Annotated in this window: 18 protein-coding genes; 7 read left to right on the forward strand and 11 right to left on the reverse strand. The window is 70.5% G+C overall.

From position 1 onward, the window contains the following. Positions 1–67 precede the first annotated feature (67 nt). Genes ACH4TL_RS20535 through ACH4TL_RS20545 form a run of 3 tightly spaced genes read right to left on the reverse strand, consistent with a single transcriptional unit; the run spans position 68 to position 3,736 of the window. Positions 68–1,015: an ACP S-malonyltransferase gene (locus tag ACH4TL_RS20535; protein WP_398316742.1), complete on the reverse strand. Its 948-nt coding sequence runs from the start codon at positions 1,013–1,015 to the stop codon at positions 68–70. A 40-nt stretch (positions 1,016–1,055) separates the two neighbouring features. After that, positions 1,056–2,639: an ABC transporter permease gene (locus ACH4TL_RS20540; RefSeq protein ID WP_398316739.1), complete on the reverse strand. Its 1,584-nt coding sequence runs from the start codon at positions 2,637–2,639 to the stop codon at positions 1,056–1,058. Next, positions 2,636–3,736, reverse strand: coding sequence for an ABC transporter ATP-binding protein (locus ACH4TL_RS20545; protein WP_398316735.1), 1,101 nt, complete (start codon positions 3,734–3,736; stop codon positions 2,636–2,638). Before ACH4TL_RS20545 ends, ACH4TL_RS20540 begins: the two co-directional genes overlap by 4 nt. Before the next feature lie 225 nt (positions 3,737–3,961). Here ACH4TL_RS20545 and ACH4TL_RS20550 point away from each other — a divergent pair, with 225 nt between their 5' ends. Both ACH4TL_RS20550 and ACH4TL_RS20555 read left to right on the forward strand, forming a co-directional pair. Continuing rightward, positions 3,962–4,624, forward strand: coding sequence for a thioesterase II family protein (locus ACH4TL_RS20550; RefSeq protein ID WP_398316732.1), 663 nt, complete (start codon positions 3,962–3,964; stop codon positions 4,622–4,624). 56 nt (positions 4,625–4,680) lie between these two features. Further along, positions 4,681–6,093 (forward strand): class I adenylate-forming enzyme family protein, encoded by a 1,413-nt coding sequence (locus tag ACH4TL_RS20555; protein ID WP_398316729.1) that lies wholly within the window; start codon positions 4,681–4,683, stop codon positions 6,091–6,093. Positions 6,094–6,181: 88 nt separating this feature from the next. Here ACH4TL_RS20555 and ACH4TL_RS20560 read toward each other — a convergent pair whose 3' ends face one another. Together ACH4TL_RS20560 and ACH4TL_RS20565 are read right to left on the reverse strand one after the other, a co-directional pair. Continuing rightward, a complete protein-coding gene (locus ACH4TL_RS20560) occupies positions 6,182–7,840 on the reverse strand; it encodes a flavin monoamine oxidase family protein (RefSeq protein WP_398316726.1) in 1,659 nt (552 codons plus the stop codon). Positions 7,841–7,879: 39 nt separating this feature from the next. Beyond that, positions 7,880–10,747, reverse strand: coding sequence for an AAA family ATPase (locus tag ACH4TL_RS20565; protein WP_398316723.1), 2,868 nt, complete (start codon positions 10,745–10,747; stop codon positions 7,880–7,882). Between the two features lie 578 nt (positions 10,748–11,325). Between ACH4TL_RS20565 and ACH4TL_RS20570 the strand changes: the two genes are divergently transcribed. After that, complete coding sequence (locus ACH4TL_RS20570; protein WP_398425298.1) at positions 11,326–12,369, forward strand: sulfotransferase; 1,044 nt, start codon at positions 11,326–11,328, stop codon at positions 12,367–12,369. Positions 12,370–12,605: 236 nt separating this feature from the next. Further along, a complete protein-coding gene (speB, locus tag ACH4TL_RS20575; protein WP_398316717.1) occupies positions 12,606–13,577 on the forward strand; it encodes an agmatinase in 972 nt (323 codons plus the stop codon). A 43-nt stretch (positions 13,578–13,620) separates the two neighbouring features. Here speB and ACH4TL_RS20580 read toward each other — a convergent pair whose 3' ends face one another. Genes ACH4TL_RS20580 through ACH4TL_RS20590 form a run of 3 tightly spaced genes read right to left on the reverse strand, consistent with a single transcriptional unit; the run spans position 13,621 to position 17,106 of the window. Continuing rightward, positions 13,621–14,379 (reverse strand): succinate dehydrogenase/fumarate reductase iron-sulfur subunit, encoded by a 759-nt coding sequence (locus ACH4TL_RS20580; protein ID WP_398316714.1) that lies wholly within the window; start codon positions 14,377–14,379, stop codon positions 13,621–13,623. Then, the gene (locus ACH4TL_RS20585; RefSeq protein ID WP_398316711.1) at positions 14,376–16,358 is read right to left on the reverse strand and encodes a fumarate reductase/succinate dehydrogenase flavoprotein subunit; all 1,983 of its coding nucleotides are present in this window, start codon (positions 16,356–16,358) and stop codon (positions 14,376–14,378) included. Before ACH4TL_RS20585 ends, ACH4TL_RS20580 begins: the two co-directional genes overlap by 4 nt. A gap of 1 nt (position 16,359) precedes the next feature. Next, positions 16,360–17,106, reverse strand: a complete 747-nt coding sequence (locus ACH4TL_RS20590; protein ID WP_398316708.1) for a succinate dehydrogenase cytochrome b subunit — start codon at positions 17,104–17,106, stop codon at positions 16,360–16,362. Positions 17,107–17,202: 96 nt separating this feature from the next. Here ACH4TL_RS20590 and ACH4TL_RS20595 point away from each other — a divergent pair, with 96 nt between their 5' ends. Further along, positions 17,203–18,123: a LysR family transcriptional regulator gene (locus ACH4TL_RS20595; protein WP_398316705.1), complete on the forward strand. Its 921-nt coding sequence runs from the start codon at positions 17,203–17,205 to the stop codon at positions 18,121–18,123. Between the two features lie 43 nt (positions 18,124–18,166). On the opposite strand, the gene crcB is transcribed toward ACH4TL_RS20595, so the two are convergent. From crcB to ACH4TL_RS20610, 3 genes are read right to left on the reverse strand one after another with little or no spacing between them, the layout of a single operon-like run. Further along, the gene (crcB, locus tag ACH4TL_RS20600) at positions 18,167–18,541 is read right to left on the reverse strand and encodes a fluoride efflux transporter CrcB (RefSeq protein ID WP_398316702.1); all 375 of its coding nucleotides are present in this window, start codon (positions 18,539–18,541) and stop codon (positions 18,167–18,169) included. Beyond that, positions 18,538–18,870 carry a DUF190 domain-containing protein gene (locus ACH4TL_RS20605; protein WP_398316700.1) on the reverse strand — a complete coding sequence of 111 codons (333 nt, stop codon included), beginning with the start codon at positions 18,868–18,870 and terminating at the stop codon, positions 18,538–18,540. Before ACH4TL_RS20605 ends, crcB begins: the two co-directional genes overlap by 4 nt. Next, positions 18,867–19,298 carry a fluoride efflux transporter FluC gene (locus tag ACH4TL_RS20610; RefSeq protein WP_398316698.1) on the reverse strand — a complete coding sequence of 144 codons (432 nt, stop codon included), beginning with the start codon at positions 19,296–19,298 and terminating at the stop codon, positions 18,867–18,869. Before ACH4TL_RS20610 ends, ACH4TL_RS20605 begins: the two co-directional genes overlap by 4 nt. A gap of 97 nt (positions 19,299–19,395) precedes the next feature. Here ACH4TL_RS20610 and ACH4TL_RS20615 point away from each other — a divergent pair, with 97 nt between their 5' ends. After that, positions 19,396–19,617: an MbtH family protein gene (locus ACH4TL_RS20615; protein ID WP_398316696.1), complete on the forward strand. Its 222-nt coding sequence runs from the start codon at positions 19,396–19,398 to the stop codon at positions 19,615–19,617. 80 nt (positions 19,618–19,697) lie between these two features. Then, positions 19,698–20,687, forward strand: coding sequence for a zinc-dependent alcohol dehydrogenase family protein (locus tag ACH4TL_RS20620; RefSeq protein ID WP_398316789.1), 990 nt, complete (start codon positions 19,698–19,700; stop codon positions 20,685–20,687). The last annotated feature ends 1 nt before the right edge of the window (position 20,688 follow it).

Consider the following 20,688-nt stretch of genomic DNA (forward strand, 5'->3'; position numbering starts at 1 on the left):
GCGGGGCCCGGCCCTTCTGCTGTGCTGTGTTGCGTTGTGCTGTGTTGTGCGGTGCCGCGGAGTTGGATCAGCGCTTACGGGCAGGGCGCGAGCGCTTGCCCGGCCCCACCGTCACGACCTCGAAGTTGGACTTGGTGCGGTCCAGCCGGTGGAAGAGGTTGTCCGGACCGGTGATGTACATCTTCGACACCCCGGCGCCCTTCAGGGCGTCGACGACCTTGGGCCAGTGGATGGGCAGGTCGAAGGTGTCCAGCAGCATCGTGCGCAGCGCGTCGGCCGAGGTCACGATGGTGCCGTCCTGGTCGGTGACCACGGGCAGCTTCGGGTCGAGGAGGTCGTACTTCGGCAGGATCTCCTCGGCGGCCCGGCGCCGCAGCTCCCCGAACGCGGGCGCGTGCACCGCGGGGACCATGGTGTACATGGAGTAGCCGCCGGCCTGGCTGATCGCCTTCTTGAACCCGTCGAGCTCCTTCTCGCGCAGCGACACCATGAAGAAGCCGTCGTCGAGATGGCCGGAGTAGTCGTACCACTCACCGCGCTCACCGAGTTCGGTGAGGATTTCCGTCAGCTTCTCCTGCGGAGTGCGGACGAAGGTGTGGGTGACCGCGTCCTGGTACTCCTCGGTGAAGTACGTGAGCTCGCAGCGGGCCAGCTCCGCGGTCAGCCGCACCACCTCGGGGAACGGCAGCGAACCGACGTAGGCCGCCGCCGCCTTCTGCCCGAAGCTGGGGCCCACGCACAGGTCCGGGACCAGGCCGTGGACCTGCTCCGCACGGTCCGCCGAGGCCATCGAGTTCACCAGGAAGGCGATCTGGGTGGCCTCGGAGTAGTCGTCCTCGGAGTCGCGGAGCTGGTCGAAGACCGAGTAGCCCAGCGCCTCGTCGGCCTCGGCGAGCCGCTTCCGGGCGAACGGGTCGAGCGTCAGGAACCTGCCCACCTCGGCGAAGCTGGAAGGTCCCATGCCCGGGAAAACGATGGCTGTCTTCGTCTGCTCGGTCTGCTCGGATGCCGTCATGGTGTGCCTTACTCTCTGGACTCTCTGGACCTGCTGTTGCTCAGTCCTGCGCCCGGCGGTTGAAGCCGCGGATACCGATGAACCCGAAAACCAGGAGGGACGCCGCGATGGCGCACCCGCAGATCCACAGCGGGATCGACGGCGGCACCCCGGGCGCGTCGGGCAGCAGCAGCCCGCGCATCGCCTCGGTGACGTAGGTCAGCGGGTTGAAGGTGCACAGGATCTGGAACCAGCGGACACCGTCCAGGCTCCGCCACGGGAACTGCGTGGCCCCGGTGAACATGATCGGGGTGAGCGTCATGGCGAAGACGATGGAGATGTGGCGCGCGGGCGCCAGGGTGCCGAGGGTGAGTCCGACCGCACCGCCGACCAGCCCGCCGAGGCTGAGGATGCCCAGGGTCTCCGGCATCTTGGACAGCGGCCAGGAGACGCCGTCCAGCAGCAGCAGACCGATCGGGATCATGACCAGGGCGCCGATCACCCCGCGGATCGCTCCGAAGAGCGCCTTCTCCACCGCCACCATGCCGGTCGGCAGCGGCGAGAGCAATCGGTCCTCGATCTCCTTGGTCCAGGAGAAGTCGATGGCCAGGGGCAACGCGGTGTTCTGGAGGGAGACCAGGAAGCTGTTGAGCGCCACCACACCGGGCAGCAGCACCTGCTGGAATCCGGGCTGGGTCATGCCGATCTCGCCGAGCACCTTGCCGAAGACGAACAGCATGAAGAACGGTTCCACGATGACCTGTCCCAGGAAGGGACCGATCTCGCGGCCGGTGACGAAGATGTCGCGCCACAGGATGAAGAAGAACGTCCGCCACCGGTTGGCCCGGCGCCGGTGGCGCCCGCCGCGGCGCTTGCCGTCGGGCAGATCCAGCTCGGGCTGGGGCTCCGGCTCGGGCGGCGCGAGGGGCGAACGGGCCTCGGCCGCCGCGATGATGCTGTTCAGCGCGGCCTTGGCGTCCTGGGCGGCCTGGGATGCCGACGGGGCCGGCACGGGCTTGATGACCAGGGTCAGGGTGTCGCCGATGTCGCCGTGGGTGGGACCGGAGCGGGGGCCCGGGCCCTGGCCCGCGACCGGGTGCGGCCGGGCCTCGTGCCGGGGCTCCTGGGGCCGGGTCTCGTGGGACCTGGCCTCGTGCGGCTTGGGCTCGTGCTTGACCGGCGGGACGGTGGAGGTGTTCCGGTCCGTGGCGGCGGGCAGAGACGCGCGCGGCTTGGCCCGGACGAGCGCGGTCCGGGTGTCCTCGAAACCGTCGTCCTCGGCGGCCCGCACCTCGGCGGCCCGCACCTCGGCGGCCCGCGCATCAGTGGCCCGCGGGTCGCCGGGCCGCGGGTCGGCAGCTCGCGGGTCGGTGGCTCGCGGATCGGCCGCTCGGGGGGCGGTGGCCCGCGGGTCGGCAGCCTTGTTCCCGTCCGGCTTGGCGTCCGGGATTCCGAAGTCCGAGGACCTGAAGTTCGTGGTCCTGGTGTCGACGGGCGTGCGCTCGGCACCCCGGTCGGCGGAGGTTCCCTGGCCGTCCCGGTCCGCGGACCCGGACCGTGTCGCACCCGTCGCGGGCTTTTCCTCAGCGGCCTCGCCACCGGCGTTCTCGCCCGTCGAGGACGGGGGGCGTGCGGAGGTGCTCATCGCATTTCCTTCCCCGTCAGCTCGACGAACACGTCTTCCAGGCTCGCCTTGCTCACATTCAGGTCCTTGATTTCACAGCCGGTGTCGGACAGGGCCTTGATGACGGTGGGCAGAAGCACGGAGGACGTCGCGTTGCTGTAGACCTTCATGCGGAAGGTGCCGTCGCCGGGTCCGCCATGCGTGGGGTCCTCCTGTTGCAGCACCTCGACCCGCTCCGCGACACCGAGGCCCTGCACCATGTGGACCACGCCGTTCATTCCGCTGTACGGCGGCCGCACCGAGACGGTCAGGGCGGTGTTGCTCATCCTGCTGGTCAGCGCCTCAGGAGTGTCCAGGGCGAGCAGCTTGCCGTGGTCGACGATGCCGATCCGGTCACACAGCCTGGAGGCCTCCTCCATGTCGTGAGTGGTGAGCACCACCGTCACGCCACGGGTCTTGAGTTCGGACACCCGGTCGCGCACGAAGATCTGCGACTGCGGGTCCAGACCGGTGGCCGGTTCGTCGAGGAACAGCACCCGGGGGCGGTGCATCAGCGCCCGCGCGATCATCACGCGCTGCGCCTGACCGCCGGAGACCTGGTCCGCCCGGGCCTTGGCGTGGTCGGTGAGACCGAGCCACTCCAGGCTCTCGTCCGCCAGCCGGGCGCGCTCCGCGCGGGAGAGCCCGTGGTAGCCGGCGTGGAACGTGAGATTCTGACGGATCGTCAGCGAACGGTCGAGATTGTTGCGCTGCGGCACGACCGCGAAGGACTGCCGCGCCACCGCCGGCCGGGCGATCACATCGACGCCCTGCACGAAGGCGCGTCCGCTGGTGGGGGCGACCCGGGTGGTCAGGATGCCGATGGTGGTGGTCTTGCCGGCTCCGTTGGGGCCGAGGAAGCCGAAGACCTCACCATGCCTCACGGTGAAGCTGAGATTGTCGACCGCCGGGGCGGGGCGCCCGGGGTACTTCTTTACCAAACCGTCGACGACGGCGGCGAAATCAATGGGACGTGTTGTGTTCATCGCTGTCGTCGCACCGAATTTAATTGGTTTGAGGAGAACATTCTTTGCGTCATGTTTAACACAACGGCTTGACTCCGGGGTCGAACTGCCCACGATTTAGGGGGTGGTGGAGCAAGTGAGGGGGGTTAAGGGGGCGTCCGGAGCCTATACGCGCCGGGGTGCGCGGTACCCGCATATAACGCGTCCGCGAATAGCGGTTACTAGGGGTTGTGGCGCGGGAGACGGGCTCACTAACCTCACGGAGTCAGCGCCTCGGACGAGCGTGGTCGACGCGCCCCACCGTGTACTCGTGCCCGGCCCCTCAGTGCAATCCCGGGGATGGACTCCTTGAGCCAGATCAAGCCCGATGATGTGGGCCTTATCCGGATATTGCAAACGGAAACTCCGAGCAGTTTCCGACTGATCTGTTTCCCGGAGTCCGCCAACTCGGCCGCGTACTACCTCTCCCTGTCCGAGCTTCTGCTGCCCACGGTGGAGGTGCTGGCGATCCAGTACCCCCTGTACGCCGGGGACGAGGACGGCGACGGTGAGCGGCTGACCGACTCCCCGGAGCTCGCCGACCGGATCTTCGGCGCGCTGGGGGAGTGGATGGACCGCCCGTTCGCCTTCTTCGGCCACCGGGCCGGCGCCGACCTGGCATACCGCGTCGCCGAGCGCCTGGAGCGCGAGACCGGGACGCCGCTGCTGACCCTGTTCGTCTCCGGCCGGACCGCGAAGTGGGGCAGGGTCCTCGGACCGCCCGCGCTCGGCTGCCGGATCGTCGCCCTCGCCGGTGAGGGGGACCCCAAGACCCCGCTGCGCGGTGTACGGGCCTGGCGGCGGCGCACGAGTGGACGATTCGACCTCGAGGTGTTTCCCGGTGCCCGTGGCTACCTCGACTCGAGCCGGCGCGAGGTCGTCAACCTGGTGCACGACCAGTTGCTCTCGCAGTCCACTGTCGACGCCGAGTGGGAAACCGGCGCCGAAGACAAGGGAGCCTAGGGGGGACAAGCCCAGGGCTGCCCGTACTCCTGAGTGAAAAGGAAAGAGTACGTTCGATGACCGCGAAGATCTACGCGCTCGACTCGGTGCAGACCCTGGCCGACTTCGAGCTGGACGCGATCCGCGTCGCCGATGTGATCCGTGAACAGCACGGGGTGGCCGCGGGCGACCGCGTCATCCTCAAGGCGGGCAACTCCGCCGCCTACGTGAGTGTGCTGTTCGCCCTCATGCACGTCGGCGCCTCCATCGTCCTGATCGACCAGCAGGAGCACCCGGACGAGACCCGGCGGATAGCCCGGCGCACCGGCGCCGGGATCGCCTTCGTCGACGACGACTCCCCGATCCACGACGACGGCCGTGTGGTCGACCTCTACGAGCTGATCGCCCCGGCCGCCGGCCGCCCGCTCAGCACCCGTGAGCTGTCCTTCGACGCCTGGGCCAAGCGGCAGGACGGCCTCATCATGTGGACGTCAGGATCCACCGGCGAGCCCAAGGGCGCGGTCAAGTCGGGCCGCAAGTTCCTGACCAACCTGGAGCGCAACGCCGCCCAGGTGGGGCACCGGGAGGACGACGTCCTCCTTCCGCTGCTGCCCTTCGCCCACCAGTACGGGCTGTCCATGGTGCTCATCGCGTGGCTCACCCGCTGCTCACTGGTGATCGCCCCGTACAAGCGGTTGGACCGGGCCGTGCAGATGGCCGGGCGGACCGGTGCGACGGTCATCGACGCCACCCCGTCGAGCTACCGCACCATGCTCAACCTGGTCGGCCGCAAGGCATCGCTGCGGGCGCGGCTGGAGCAGGTCCGGATGTTCTGCTCCGGTGCGGCGCCGCTCGACGGCGCGCTCTCCGACGCCTACGTCGCCGAGTTCGGGCTGCCGCTGCTGGACAGCTACGGCAGCACCGAGCTGGGCAACATCGCCTTCGCCACCCTGGACAACCCGGTCTCCTGCGGCCGGGCCATGGAGGGCATCAAGCTGCGCGTCATCGACGAGTCCGGCATCGAGGCCGCGCCCGGCCAGGCCGGTGAGATCGAGGTCGACACCCCGGACGCGCTGGAGGGCCACCTCGCCGAGGACGGCACCATCGACGTCATGCCGACCGGCTGGCACCCCACCGGCGACCTCGGCTACCTCGACCAGGACGACAACCTCTTCGTGCTGGGCCGGAAGTTCGCGGTGCACCGCTACGGCTATCTGCTCTACCCCGAGCTGGTCGAACGGAAGGCCGCCGTCGCCCGGATCTCCACCCGGATCGTGCCGCTCCCCGACGAGCGCCGCCGCGGCGATGTGCAGCTGGTCTTCTTCGTGGAGGACGACGAGCAGCGGGACGCCAAGTACTGGCGCGAGCGGCTGTGCGAGGTGCTGCCGGTCTACGAGCAGCCCAACCGGGTCGAGGTGCTGGACGCGTTCCCGCTCAACCGCAACGGCAAGCCGGACAAGAAGCAGCTGGAAGAGATCGCGCGCGGCTAGCGAGATGTGAAGAAGATGTGGGCCGGTGGTGTGCGCCGGCTCCACATCGTGTTCTAAGGAACCCCCTAGTCCGCTTCTAGGGGGTTCCCTAGTCGTACGGCAGCTCCACGGGGGCGTGGTCGTGGAAGCGGTCGCCCGGGCCCGGGTTGTCCGGGTGGGTGGCGCCGCCCAGATGGTGGAGCACCCCCCACACCGCGTTGAGTGCCGTGGTCACCGCGCCCTCCGCGAATCCGGCCGTCCACGAGACGTCGTCCCCGCACAGGAAAAGACCGCGCTGCTCGGCAGGAATGCCGTCCTGCATGAATTGGGTGAACAGCCGCCGCTGATAGCGGTAATGGCCCGGCAGATTGGATTTGAACGCGCCCATGAAGCGCGGCTCGGTCTCCCAGGTGACGGTCAGCGGTCCCGCGATGATGTGCGACCGGATGTCGACGCCGGGATAGAGCGCGCCCAGTTTGGTCAGCAGCGCCTCCAGCCGCTCCTCGTCCGAGAGTGTGGCGACCTTCAGCGAGTCGTCGTTCCAGGTGTACGACAGACACATCACCGCGTGCCGGTCGGGCCCCTCGTCGAACAGGTAGACCCCGCGCGGCATCCGGTCGGTGAGGGTCATCCCCATGACGTCGTGGCCGGTCACCGGGTCGGTATCGCGCCAGAACGGCCGGTCGACCAGGACGAACAGCTTGGACGCGCCCATGTAGTGGGTGCGCTCCACCGCCGTCCACAGCGGCGTGGACAGCAGCGCCGGATCGCAGTCGATCCGGTGCAGCAGCGTCCACACGTGCGGGCTGAAGACCACCGCGGGGAACTCCCGCTCCTCGCCGCTCTCGTCCGCCACCCGGATGCCGTCCGCGGTACGCCGCAGCCGGGTGACCGCAGGGCGCGGCCGGCCGCCGTGCAGCGACGCCAGCGACGTGCCCCGCGGCCAGTGCGCGAGCGTCTCCGGCCGGTGTTCCCACAGCCCGTGCGGCACCTGGGAGGAGCCGCCGACGATGCCGACCTGGTTGTCGTCGGCCTCGGTGACCACGACGCGCAGGATCTCCAGCACCGAGTTGGGGAAGTCGGTGTCCCAGCCGCCGGTGCCGAAGCCGACCTGCCCGAAGATCTCCCGGTGCCGGAACGACTGGAAGGTGGGGGAGGTGGCCAGGAAGCCGTAGAAGGACTGGTCGTCGAACTCCCTGACCAGCCGGTTCCACACGGCCTTGAGCGTTGCGGTGTCCCGCTGCTGGATGGCGTCCCGCACGGTGGACAGCTCGGCCCGCTCCTGGAGCGCCTTCTCCCAGGCGTCGGCGACCTCCTGGTAGACGGCCGGGAGGTCGTCGGGGGTGCGTGCCCGGTCGCGGTCGCCGTTCAGGTCGATCAGCGTGCTCGGGGTGGCCGGTGCCAGCGGATTGGGAAAGGGCCGGGTGCGCAGGCCCAGCAGGTCGATGTAGTGGAACAGCGACCGTGCGGCGACGGGAAAGCGCATGGCGCCCATCTCCGCCTTGTATTCCGGATTTCCGGGGAAGGGCGTGGAACGCATCCGGCCGCCCAATTCCTCCGCTTCGTAGAGAACCGGGCGAAGTCCCAGGCGCAACAGCTCATATGCCGCGGTGAGTCCGGACATACCGCCGCCGACGACCGCGACTTCCGTGCCGTGCAGCGCGCTCGGCAGGACACCGAGACCCGCCGGGTGGCGCAGCCAGTTGTCGTAGGAGAAAGGAAAGTCCGGCACCAGCATCGTCGTGGCAGTCGTGGTCGCGGACGTCATGGCATGAACCTCTCGGGGCCGAGCGGCACCGCGGGGCGATCAGGCGGTGTAGGCGACATCGAATTCCAGGCTCGCGGGCAGGTCCCGGCGCTGACTTATGTTGATTTTCCGGTAGACCCGGGTGAGGTGCTGCTCCACGGTGGAGATGGTGATGTAGAGCTTGGCGGCGATCTCCCGGTTGGTGTAGCCCGAGGCGGCGAGCGCGGCCACCCGGCTCTCGGCGTCGGACAGTTCGGAGAACGCGGTGGTGTCCTCGCCGGTGCGGGCCGCCTCCGACAGCGCCGAGCGCCCCGGAGTCCGCTGGAGCGAACGGGACAGCTCCTCGGCGCCGCAGTTGTCAGCGAGCCACAGGGCCCGCCGGGTCATCAGGCGGCCGCTGTCCGCGTCGCCGAGTTGCTTGTGTGCCTCGGCGAGGTCCGCCAGCGCCCGCGCCATCTCGTACCAGCCGCCGCTCGCCCGCAGCACCGTCACCGCCTGCTCCAGCAGGGCGGGCCGCTCGGTCAGCGGCCGGGTGGCGGCCAGGACGCGCAGCGCGGCGCCACGGGTGCGGGAGGGGGCCTCACCGGTCAGCTCCAGCTGCTCCTCCGCCAGCCGGGCGGCCCGCTCCTGACTGCCCAGGGTCAGCCAGGTCTCGGCGGCACCGAGCCGCCAGGCCAGGGTGGCGGGCGAGTCCAGGCCCCAGGCGGCCAGCTTCTCGCCGCAGGCGCGGAAGTCGGTGAGGGCCGCGTGCTGGCGGCCGGTGGCCAGCTGATGCCGGGCCCGGGCGTAGAGGTAGTGCAGCCCGAAGCGGTTCCGGTACATCTCCTCCGGCACCGGGCGGGCCAGCAGTTCGGCCGCCGCCTCATGGTTGCCCATCGCGGTGTGGGCGTTGATCAGCATCCCGAGCGGCATGCCGACGGTGACGCCCCAGCCGCGTGCCGGAAGCTCCTCCAGCGCCCACTCCGCGTACCGGATGGTGTCCCGCAGCCGTCCGGCGCGCAGCGCGGTCTGGGCCCGCAGCACGCAGAAGTAGGCCAGCAGCGCCTTGGCGCCGCGCTCCTCCGACTCCTTGATCAGCCGGTCGCACCAGGCGGTGGCGGTGGCGTGGCGGTCCGCGTACACCAGCGCCTGGAGCGCGGCGTGCACCGTCAGCACCGTCCGGTCGGAGAGCTGGACGGTTTCCAGCACCCGTTCCGCGGCCCGTACGGCGCCCTCGTCGACGCCCCGGTTCAGCACCGTCCGCAGTGCCCTGAGCGCGATGAGCTGAGGCGACTCGGGGGCCGCGTCCGGCGACGGGGCGTCGTCGTCCCACGGGCCGACCGGCTCTCCCTGCGGCAGGAAGGGCCGCAGTTCGGGGTGGTCGGGGTAGGTGGTGGAGAGCGCCAGCCCGATGCTCCGCAGACCCGTGTCGAGCTGGGTGCCCGGGTTCTCGGCGGCGGCCCGGCTGACCTGCCCGAGGGCGGCGGCCGCGTCGTCCATCCGGCCGAACCCCAGCAGCCCGACGACCACATCGAGGGTGTGCCGGGCCGGCAGCAGTCCGCTGCCTGCCGGGCCGGCCAGCGACTGGAGCCGCCGCATCTGGGAGAGCGGGTTGAACGGCCACATGGCCTCGACCATGGTCGCCTGGAGGATCAGGCCCTCGCGTTCATCGGTGACGCACCGGTCGGCCATCTGGAGGCAGTTCATCGCCAGTTCGCGGCGTTCGGCGGCGATGGCGTGCTCGGCGGCGTCCCGCAGCGCCTGCGGAATCCACTCCTCGACCGGCTCGGACACCTCCTGGCTGAGCAGATGGCGGGCCACCTCGAGGGGGTCGGCGCCCTCCTCGTACAGCAGCCGGGCGGCCCGGTGGTGCAGCGGACCGAGCTCGTCCATCTCCAGATCCTCCAGGAGCGCGGTGCGCACAGCGTCGCTGCGGAAGTGGGCGTCGTGCAGGATGCCCACCTCGGTGAGCGTCGCCACGGACCGCCGTACCAGCCGCTCCTCGACCTCGATCACCCTGCTCAGCAGGGGAACGGACCCGGCGTCGCCCAGCAGCGCGCTCCCCTGGGCCACCCGGCGGTGGGCCGGGCCGCCGCGGTACACGCAGGACAGCGCCGCCTGCCGGAACAGCTCCCCGGCCACCGGGGCGCCCGGCTCGGCCTGGAGGGGGCTCCGGGCGAGGTGGGAGAACCGGTCGTCCAACAGGCCGCGCAGCAGCAGGAGGTTGCCGCCCGTCATGTCATGGAACGCGACGGCGTGGCGCTCGGCCTCCTCGGCACCCGACTCCCCGGCCAGCAGCGCGGCCACGCCCGCGACGGTGAGCGGGGCGAGCCGCACGTGGCACACCTTCGGCTCGTGCAGCAGCTCGTCCAGCGCCGGGGCGGCGGGCCCGGTCAGCGACCCGCGGCTCACCACGACCGACAGCGCCTCGGAGCGACAGCGGCGGATGCCGTACGCCAGACATCGCAGCGACGGCAGATCGGCGAACTGGACGTCGTCGATCGCGATCAGCAGCGGTGCGTCATCGGTCAGTTCCTCGAGTGCACGGTGGAATTCCTGGAGGAGCGGCAGGTCGACCTGGTCCGGGTCGTACGGATTTGACGGCGCGTCGAGACCCGGCCGCGGCAGGGTGTGCCGAAGGCGCGCCGGCATGCCCTGGTAGAGCTGGTCGAGCACGGCGTACGGGAACTTCTGCTCCGAAGCGGAGGCGACCGCGGGCAGCACCCGGACGTCCCGCGCACCCGCGGTGTCCGTCACCGCGTGCAGCAGCGCGGTCTTCCCCGACGCCACGGCACCGCTGATGACGGCGAGTCGGCTTCCCTCCCGGGTGTTCCCGAAGAGGAGACGATTGAGCCGAGCCATCTCCTGATCGCGTTCCACTAACACGTACGAAACACCTTCCCCGAATTCACTCGTGCGCAGGGGTGGTGAAATCGAATCATCGTGCATGGCGCACCTGGTAACGCACCGTCCCCTTAGATAAAAATGCCGTGCCGCCCTTTGGCGCTCTCCGTCCCTCCCGTTACCGCACCCTCTGCGGTGGCATGGCTGCTCTGCGTCATGTCATGTGTTCGATGTCATGCCGTGTGTTCACAACCCCGCGCGGTCAGGCTGGGGCTGCCAGTCGTGGAACACAGGCATGGAGTGAGTGGGCACTGTAGCAGTGCTGTTGGTGCGAAAAGATGACTGTCTCGTCACAGGCGAATGTGTTCGATTGGCGTCACGGTGTCGTAGCAGAGTTGTGAAGCCCCACCCGGCCGCCGGACCCTGGTTCCATCGCTGATGGGGCGGGGTGCGACGCGGGCCGACGAACCTGCCGAATGTGAAAGTTGCGCAAAAATTGCGACAACTCTTGAACCGGTCACGCGCTCTTCGCATCACGTTGTGGTGCGTTTCCCTTGGTCGATGACCGACGCCCGAGGGGCGTCAAGTCTAGGGATTCATTCACACTGCAAGCACAGGCTGCGGTGCGTCATGGGCCACCATGGGAGTGCCGAGTTGTACGAGCAAACGGGAGGAAAGTGCGCGTGCTCAATCAGAACTTGACATTCGTCGTCGGCACCGGCCGATGCGGTTCGACGGCGCTGTCTCAAGTGATCAATCTTCACCCGGACGTTCTCAGCGTCAACGAATTGTTTGCCAGCATTCCCGATTCGGGAGTGCTGGACGAGGCCCCGCTGAGCGGACCGGAGTTCTGGGAATATCTGTCCCGGCCCAACGCGGCCAGCGACACCTTGATCAAGAACGGGGCGATCCCGCCCGAGTTCCTCTACCACCGGGTGCCCGAGGGGCGGTTCGACGCCCAGACCACCGGCATCCCGGCCATCAGCCTCATGGCGCTGCCCCATCTGACCGATGAACCGGACGCGCTCTTCGACGAGTTGGAGGCCGAGGTCACCTCCTGGCCCACGCGCGCTCCGGCGGACCACTGGCGGGCCCTCTTCGCCACCCTCGGCGAACGGTTCGGCAACCCCGGTGCCGTCGTCGAGCGGAGCGGTATGTCCATCAACCGCGTCGCGGAAATGCACCGCGCCTTCCCCGAGGCGCGCTTCGTGCATCTCTACCGCGAAGGCCCTGACTGTGCCGTCTCCATGAGCCGGCACGTCAGTTTCCGGATGCTTCCGCTGGGGTGGGAGATGGCCATCCGCTGCGGCCTGGAGACGCCGTTCGAGCTGACCCCGGAGCACGCGGACCAGCTCCCGCCCGACCTCGCTCCGCTGCTGCGCGACGAGTGGGACCCGGCCCTGGTGATGGACCGTCCCATCCCGCTCACCGCGTTCGGCGGTCTGTGGTCCGGTCTGATCGTCGACGGTCTCGAGAAGCTGGAGGCGGTCCCGGCGGCACAGCGCACCGCGCTGCCGTACGAGAACCTGCTGGAGGAGCCGGAGAAGGAACTGATCCGGCTGGCCGAATTCATCGGTGTGGAACCGCACCCCGCCTGGCTGGAGGAGTCCGTCGCGCATCTCGACGGCGGCCGCCCCGGCGCCGCGCGGAAGCTGCCCGAAGCGGAGCTGACCCCGCTGCTCGAATCCTGTAGTCCGGGTATGCGGGCGCTGGCCGCCCACCCGTAGGGCGCACATCGTCACCCGGCGGCCATCGCCTTTCGGCGGTCGGCCGCTGGGTGGCGCCCTTCGGCGTGTACCGGCTGCCCAATAGGGGGTGTGACTGCTTCTAGGGGGTAATTGCGGTGGGCATTCACCCGATCGAGGGATTCAATGGTTGACGCAGGATCGACTGCTTGTTCGCTTGTCTCCCCCACGTAAAGGGCTCAGAACCGACCATGCCCGCGAACCCTCGCGACCCAGCCATGCCCGTCCCTCCCGAGGAGAGCGAGCGCACCCTGCACTTCGCGGGCCCCGCGACCTTCGGCCGCGTCCCGCGCCTGGACCAGGTCGGGACCACGGACATCGCGGTGGTCGGGGTGCCGTTCGACGCCGGGGTGTCCTACCGGCCCGGCGCCCGCTTCGGCGGGAACGCCATCCGGGAGGCGTCGCGCCAGCTGCGCCCCTACAACCCGGCGCAGGACGCGTACCCGTTCCACTACGTCCAGGTCGCGGACGCCGGTGACATCACCGCCAACCCGCACAACCTCGACGAGGCCGTCGAGAACATCGAGGCGGGCGCGGAGGAGCTGCTGTCCACGGGCGCGCAGCTGATGACGCTGGGCGGCGATCACACCATCGCGCTGCCCATCCTGCGCGCGGTGGCGCGCAAGCACGGCCCGGTGGCGCTGCTGCACTTCGACGCCCACCTGGACACCTGGGACACCCACTTCGGCGCCCGGTACACCCACGGCACGCCGTTCCGCCGCGCGGCCGAGGAGGGCATCCTCGACACCTCCGCGCTGTCGCACGTGGGCACCCGCGGCCCGCTGTACAGCAAGGAGGACCTGGACGAGGACACCAAGCTGGGCTTCGGGATCGTCACCTCCGCCGATGTGATGCGGCGCGGGGTCGACGAGGTGATCCAGCAGCTCAAGGAGCGGATCGGCAAGCGGCCGCTCTACATCTCGGTGGACATCGACGTCCTGGACCCCTCGCACGCCCCCGGCACCGGCACCCCCGAGGCGGGCGGGCTCACCTCGCGGGAGCTGCTGGAGATCGTGCGCGGGCTGGCCGACTGCCATCTGGTCTCCGCCGACCTGGTCGAGGTCGCCCCGGCGTACGACCACGCCGACATCACCTCCGTGGCCGCCTCGCACACCGCGTACGAGCTGGTCACCCTCATGTCCCGGCAGATCGCCTTCCTGCGCTGGCTGGAGGAGCAGAAGCAGGCGTAGACCCCCCTGGCCCCTGCTCCTGCTCCTCGGTGAACGCGGCCGCTCAACGGGCCCCGCGGCCGCCGTTCTTGAGGCTCGCTCGCAGGAACTCCCGGTTCATGGTCGAGATGGACTGGAGGGGGATGCCCTTCGGGCAGGCCACCGCGCACTCCCCGGTGTTGGTGCAGCCGCCGAAGCCCTCCTCGTCCATCGTGCCGACCATGTCCAGCACCCGGGACTCGCGCTCGGGCTGCCCCTGCGGCAGCACGTTCAGATGCGTCACCTTCGCCGAAGTGAACAGCATCGCCGAGCCGTTGGGACACGCCGCCACGCACGCCCCGCACCCGATGCACTCCGCGTGCTCGAACGCGGTGTCCGCGACCGGCTTCGGCACCGGCGTGGAGTGCGCCTCCGGGGCGCTCCCGGTCGGGACCGAGACGAAGCCGCCCGATCCGATGATCCGGTCGAACGCCGACCGGTCCACTACCAGATCCTTCACGACCGGGAACGCGGCGGCGCGCCACGGCTCCACGTCGATGGTGTCGCCGTCGCGGAAGTGCCGCATGTGCAGCTGACAGGTGGTGGTGCGCTCCGGGCCGTGTGCCTGCCCGTTGATCACCATCCCGCACGCCCCGCAGATGCCCTCGCGGCAGTCGTGGTCGAACGCGACGGGCTCCTCCCCGCGCAGGATCAGCCGCTCGTTGAGCGTGTCGAGCATCTCCAGGAAGGACATCTCGGGCGAGATGCCCTCGACCTCGTAGGCGGTCAGGGCGCCCGGCTCCTCGGGTCCTTGCTGGCGCCAGATCCGCAGGGTGAGCCTCATGCGTAACTCCGCTGGGTGGGGTGGACGTGCTCGAAGACCAGGTCTTCGCGGTGTAGCACGGGCGCTCGGCCCTTACCGGTGCCGTGTTCTTCCGGGGGGCGACCCCCGGGCCCCCGAAATTCCCAGGCCGCCGCGTACGAGAACGCCTCGTCGTCGCGGGCCGCCTCGCCGTCCGCGGTCTGACTCTCCTCGCGGAAGTGGCCGCCGCAGGACTCGGCGCGGTGCAGCGCGTCCAGGCACATCAGCTCGGCCAGCTCCAGATAGTCGACGACCCGGTTCGCCTTCTCCAGCGACTGGTTCAGCTCGCTGCCGCGGCCCGGCACCTTGATCCGCCGCCAGAACTCCTCGCGCAGCGCCGGGATGCGGTCCAGCGCCTTGCGCAGCCCGGTCTCGGTGCGGGCCATGCCGCACTCGTCCCACAGCAGCTCGCCCAGCTCCCGGTGGAAGGAGTCGGGGGTGCGGTCGCCGTCGTTCTCCAGCAGCCGTCGCAGCCGGTCGGTGACCGACACCACGGCCTCGGTCACCGCCGGATGGGACGGGTCGACCTCGTCGTGCGGATGGCGGGCGAGGTAGTCGTTGATGGTGGCCGGGAGGACGAAGTAGCCGTCGGCCAGGCCCTGCATCAGGGCGGAGGCGCCGAGCCGGTTGGCGCCGTGGTCGGAGAAGTTGGCCTCGCCGATCGCGAACAGCCCCGGCACCGTGGTCTGGAGGTCGTAGTCGACCCACAGTCCGCCCATCGTGTAGTGGATCGCGGGGTAGATGCGCATGGGCACCTCGTACGGGTTCTCCGCCGTGATCAGCTGGTACATCTCGAAGAGGTTGCCGTACTTCTCCTCGACCGCCGCCCGGCCCATCCGCGCGATGGCGTCCGCGAAGTCCAGATAGACGCCCTGTCCGCCGGGGCCCACCCCGCGCCCCTCGTCGCACACGTTCTTCGCGGCCCGGGAGGCGATGTCGCGCGGCACCAGATTGCCGAACGCCGGGTAGACGCGCTCCAGGTAGTAGTCGCGCTCGTCCTCCGGGATCTCGGCGGGCGGGCGCGTGTCGCCCTTCGCCTTCGGCACCCAGATGCGGCCGTCGTTGCGCAGCGACTCGCTCATCAGCGTCAGCTTCGACTGGTGGTCGCCGGAGCGCGGGATGCACGTGGGGTGGATCTGGGTGAAGCAGGGGTTGGCGAAATACGCGCCGCGCCGGTGGGCCCGCCAGATCGCGGTGGCGTTGGAGTTCTTGGCGTTCGTCGACAGATAGAACACGTTGCCGTAGCCGCCGGAGGCCAGCACCACGGCGTCCGCGAAGTGGGTGGAGATCTCGCCGGTGATCAGGTCGCGGGCCACGATGCCGCGGGCCCGCCCGCCGACGACGATCAGGTCCAGCATCTCGGTGCGCGCGTGCATCTCCACGGCCCCGGCGGCGATCTGGCGGCTGAGCGCCTGATACGCGCCGAGCAGCAGCTGCTGACCGGTCTGGCCGCGGGCGTAGAAGGTGCGGGAGACCTGGACGCCGCCGAACGAGCGGGTGTCCAGCAGACCGCCGTACTCGCGGGCGAACGGCACGCCCTGCGCCACGCACTGGTCGATGATCTCCACCGAGACCTGCGCGAGCCGGTGGACGCCTGCCTCCCGGGCGCGGAAGTCGCCGCCCTTGACGGTGTCGTAGAAGAGGCGGCGGATGGAGTCGCCGTCGTTGCGGTAGTTCTTGGCGGCGTTGATCCCGCCCTGGGCGGCGATCGAGTGCGCCCGGCGCGGCGAGTCCTGGTAGCAGAACTGCACCACGTGGTAGCCCTGTTCGGCCAGGGTCGCCCCGGCCGCCCCGCCCGCGAGACCCGTACCGACCACGATGACCGTGTACTTGCGGCGGTTGGCCGGGTTGACCAGCTTCGCCTCGAAGCGGCGGCGGTCCCAGCGCTCCTCGATCGGCCCCTCGGGCGCTTTGGTGTCGGCGATCGGCTCACCGGTCGCATAGTCCGTGTACGTGTTCATCTCAGCTCACCACTCCACTCATCACGCCGACGGGCACCGCGATGAAGCCGCAGGTCAGGATGGCGGCCAGGCCGTTCGCGGCCAGTTTGAGGGCCCGGTCGCGGCGCGGCCTGCCCGCGCCGAGGGTCTGGGCGGCGCTCCAGAAGCCGTGCCGGACGTGCAGTCCGAGGGCGAGCATCGCCACGATGTAGATCGTGTTGCCGTACCAGGTGGAGAAGGTCGCCACGACGTTCTCGTACGGATGGCCGGGCTCGGCGCGCTCGTTCACCGTGAGCGTCGTCAGATCCAGGATGTGCCAGACGATGAACAGCCCGAGGATCACCCCGCCCCAGCGCATCGTGCGGGTCGCGTAGCTCGCCCGCCGCCGCTGGTGCGCGTAGCCGTGCGGCCGGGCCGCCAGATCGCGGCGGCTGAGCTGGTACGCGGCCACGCCGTGCAGCACGGCGGAGGCCAGCAGCCCGACCCGGGCCAGCCACACGAACCCCTCGTACGGGAGGAAGGGCTCGCCGACGGTGCGCAGCCAGTGCGCGTAGCCGTTGAGGTCGCCGGGCCCGAGGAAGACCTTCAGGTTGCCGACCATGTGTGCCACCAGATAGGTCAGCATGATCAGCCCGGTGACGGCCATCACGGCCTTCTTGCCGATGGTCGACCGCCACACGGAGCCGATGAAGGACGGCTTCCGCGGCGGCTTCCGCTTCTGGCCGGGCCGCCGCTCGTGGCCCGTGTCCGTCCGTGTCGCCAGTGCCATGTCTGTGACGCTAGGCAGCGGCGCCGCGATCAGTCCAAGACATGCTCCGGCTGGTTTCCATAGCCAGGGCCTATGAAGCCTGCCTATGATCGCTGTGTGCAGCTCCAGCAGCTCCGCTATTTCGCCGCCGTCGCGGACACCCGCCACTTCACCCGCGCCGCGCAGCGCCTCCATGTCGCCCAGCCGTCGCTGTCCCAGCAGATCAGGGCGCTGGAGCGGGAGCTGGGCGCCGATCTCTTCCACCGGGCGCGCGGCCACATCGCCCTCACCGACGCGGGGGAGGCGCTGCTTCCGCTGGCCCGCCAGATCCTCGCCGACACCGAGACCGCGCGCCGCGAGGTCCAGGAGGTCGCCCAGCTCCGGCGCGGCCGGGTGCGGCTCGGCGCCCCGCCCAGCCTGTGCGCGAGCCTCGTACCGGACGTGCTGCGCCGCTTCCACGACGCGTTCCCCGGCATCGAGCTGATCGTCGACGAGGGCGGCTCCCAGGACCTCGTCCGCACCCTCGCCGCCGGTGAGCTGGACCTCGCCCTGATCATCACCCCGCTGCCAGGACAGGCCCCCGCCCTCGCCGCCACCGAGCTGCTGCGCGAGGAGCTGGTGGTCGCCTCCTCGCCGACGGCCCCGCCGCCCACGCAGGCCCGGCGCATCCGGGTCGAGGATCTTCGCGACCGGCCGATGGTGATGTTCCGCCGCGGCTACGACCTGCGGGAATTCACCACCGCGGCGTGCCGGGCGGCCGGGTTCGAGCCCTCGTTCACGGTCGAGGGCGGCGAGATGGACGCGGTGCTCGGCTTCGTACGGGCCGGGCTCGGCATCGCCGTTCTCCCCGGCATGGTGGCGGCGCGCTCTGGCCTGCGGATCACGCCCTTCGCCGGCCACGCGATGCGGCGCACCATCGCCGTCGCCCACCGCAAGGACGTGGCTCCGCCGAGGGCCGCGCGCGAGCTGCGCCGGGTGCTGCTGGAGTATCTGCGCTCGGCCGACGCCGACGACCTCGGGACCCGGCTGCTGCCCTGAGCCGCGTCTGTCCGAGGCGGCCGCGCGGGGCTCTCGTGCGGGGTCAGCCCCAGAGCGCCGTGGCCGCCGCGCCGCCCGCGAAGGCGGCCGCCACCCCCGCGGTCACGCTGCCCACCACGTTCGCCACCGCGAAACCGCGCGCCCCGTCCTCGGCCAGCTTCAGCGTCTCGTACGAGAACGTCGAGTACGTGGTCAGGGCGCCGCAAAGACCCGTCCCCAGCAGCAGCTGCACCTGCGACGACGCGGCGCCCACCGCCACCGCGCCGGTCAGCGTCCCCAGCATCGCGCACCCCACGACGTTCACCACGAACGTCCCCCAGGGGAACACCGAGTCGTGCCGGGACTGCACCATCCGGTCGGTCAGATACCGCAGCGGGGCGCCGACCATGCCGCCGGCCACCACCAGGAGCCAGTTCACCGGTCGCGCTCCGGGAAGCGGACGATCTCGACCGGGTCCAGGGTCACCGGGCCGTCGCCGACGATCTCCTCCAGTTCGGGCAGGAAGGACCGCACCCGCTCCTCCGTATCGATGATCACGACGCAGACCGGCAGTTCCTCGCTGAGCGACAGCAGCCGCGAGGTGTGGACCAGGGACGAGGCGCCGAAGCCCTCCACCCCGCGGAACACGCTCGCCCCCGCCAGCCCCGCCCGGTGCGCGCGGTGCACGATCTCGGCGAAGACCGGTTTGTGATGCCAGGTGTCGTTCTCGCCGACGAAGACGGTCAGCCTCAGTCCGTTCGCGTTCATCCCGTGCTCCCGTACGCTCCCACGGCCCCGACCACCCGCCGGGTTCCCACCACCGCGCCCCATACCGCCGCCATCGCCGCCAGCAGCGTCGCCACCAGATAGGCCGCCCCGGTCGCGGCGTGGCCGTCCACGACCAGCCGCCTGACGTCCACGGCGTACGTCGAGAAGGTGGTGAACCCGCCCAGCACCCCGGTGCCGACGAAGGGCCGCACCAGCCGATGGGCCGCCCACACCTCGCCGATCAGCACCAGGAGGACGCCGATGAGCGCGCAGCCCACCGCGTTCACCAGCAGCGTCGTCCAGGGAAAGGCGCCCGCCGGGGTCGGCCACAGCAGGGACGCCCCGTACCGGGCGGTCGCGCCGATGGCTCCGCCGACCGCGACCACGCACACCACCGGCCCCTGACCGTGCCATGCGCTGTGCTCCATACGGCTCAGGCTACGCGGTGCGGGCAGCGCTTCACGACGCGTGTCCTCGCCCGGTACCGTCGGGCCGACGGTGAGTGAGACAGCGAGGAGACAGTCCATGAGCAACCCGTTCGACAACCCCGACGGCCGTTACGTCGTCCTGGTCAACGACGAGGGGCAGCACTCCCTGTGGCCCTCCTTCGCCGAGGTGCCCGAGGGCTGGACCGTCGCGCACGGCGAGGACGACCGCCAGGCGTGCCTGGACTACGTCGAGGAGCGCTGGACCGACATGCGTCCGAAGAGCCTCGCGACCGCGATGGACGGCTCCGCCACGTCCTGACGCGCTCCTGATCGCGGGCGGCCCCGCCACGGCGTTACGTTGGGCATGTGACGGGTGCGAATGCCGACATCCCGGGCACCATGCGGGCCTGGGTGGTGCGCACGCCGGGCCGGGTCGAGCAGCTGGAGCTGCCGATTCCGCGCCCGGCGGCCGATGAACTGCTGGTCCGGGTCCGGGCCTGCGGGGTCTGCCGCACCGATCTCCACGTACGCGACGGCGACCTGCCGCCGCACCGCACCCCCGTCGTCCCCGGCCACGAGGCCGTCGGTGAAGTGATCGCGGCGGGGGAGCGGGCCACCGGACCGGCGCCCGGCTCCCGGGTGGGTGTCCCCTGGCTGCGCCGCACCTGCGGACGCTGCCGCTTCTGCGTGCGCGGCCAGGAAAACCTGTGCCCCTCGTCCGTCTACACCGGCTGGGACGCGGACGGCGGCTACGCCCCGTACGTCACCGTACCGGCGGCGTACGCCTATGAGCTGCCCACCGGATACGCCGACGAGGAGCTGGCCCCGCTGCTGTGCGCGGGCATCATCGGCTATCGCGCGCTGCGCCGCGCCGACCTCCCGGCGGGCGGACGGCTCGGCATCTACGGCTTCGGCGGCTCCGCGCACCTCACCGCCCAGGTCGCCCTCGCGCGCGGCGCCGTCGTCCATGTGCTGACCCGCTCGGCCGCCGCCCGGGACCTCGCCCTCGAACTCGGCGCCGCCTCCGCCGGGGACGCGTACGACCGGCCGCCCGAACCGCTCGACGCCGCGATCCTCTTCGCCCCGGCGGGCGAGCTGGTGCCGGTGGCGCTGGAGGCGCTGGAGGCGGGCGGCACCCTGAGCGTCGCCGGAATCCACCTCTCCGACATCCCGGCGCTGGTGTACGAGCGCCATCTGTTCCACGAGCGCACCCTGCGCAGCGTCACCGCCAACACCCGTGAGGACGGCCGCGAGTTCCTCACCGCGGCCGCCGCCCACCACATCCGCGCCACGGTCACCCGCTACCCCTTCGGCCGCGCGGACGCCGCCCTGGACGACCTCGGACACGACCGGGTGAACGGCGTCGCGGTCCTGACGGACGTTGCGTGAG

This window comes from Streptomyces sp. NPDC021115 (genome assembly GCF_044333065.1).
Lineage (GTDB): Bacteria > Actinomycetota > Actinomycetes > Streptomycetales > Streptomycetaceae > Streptomyces.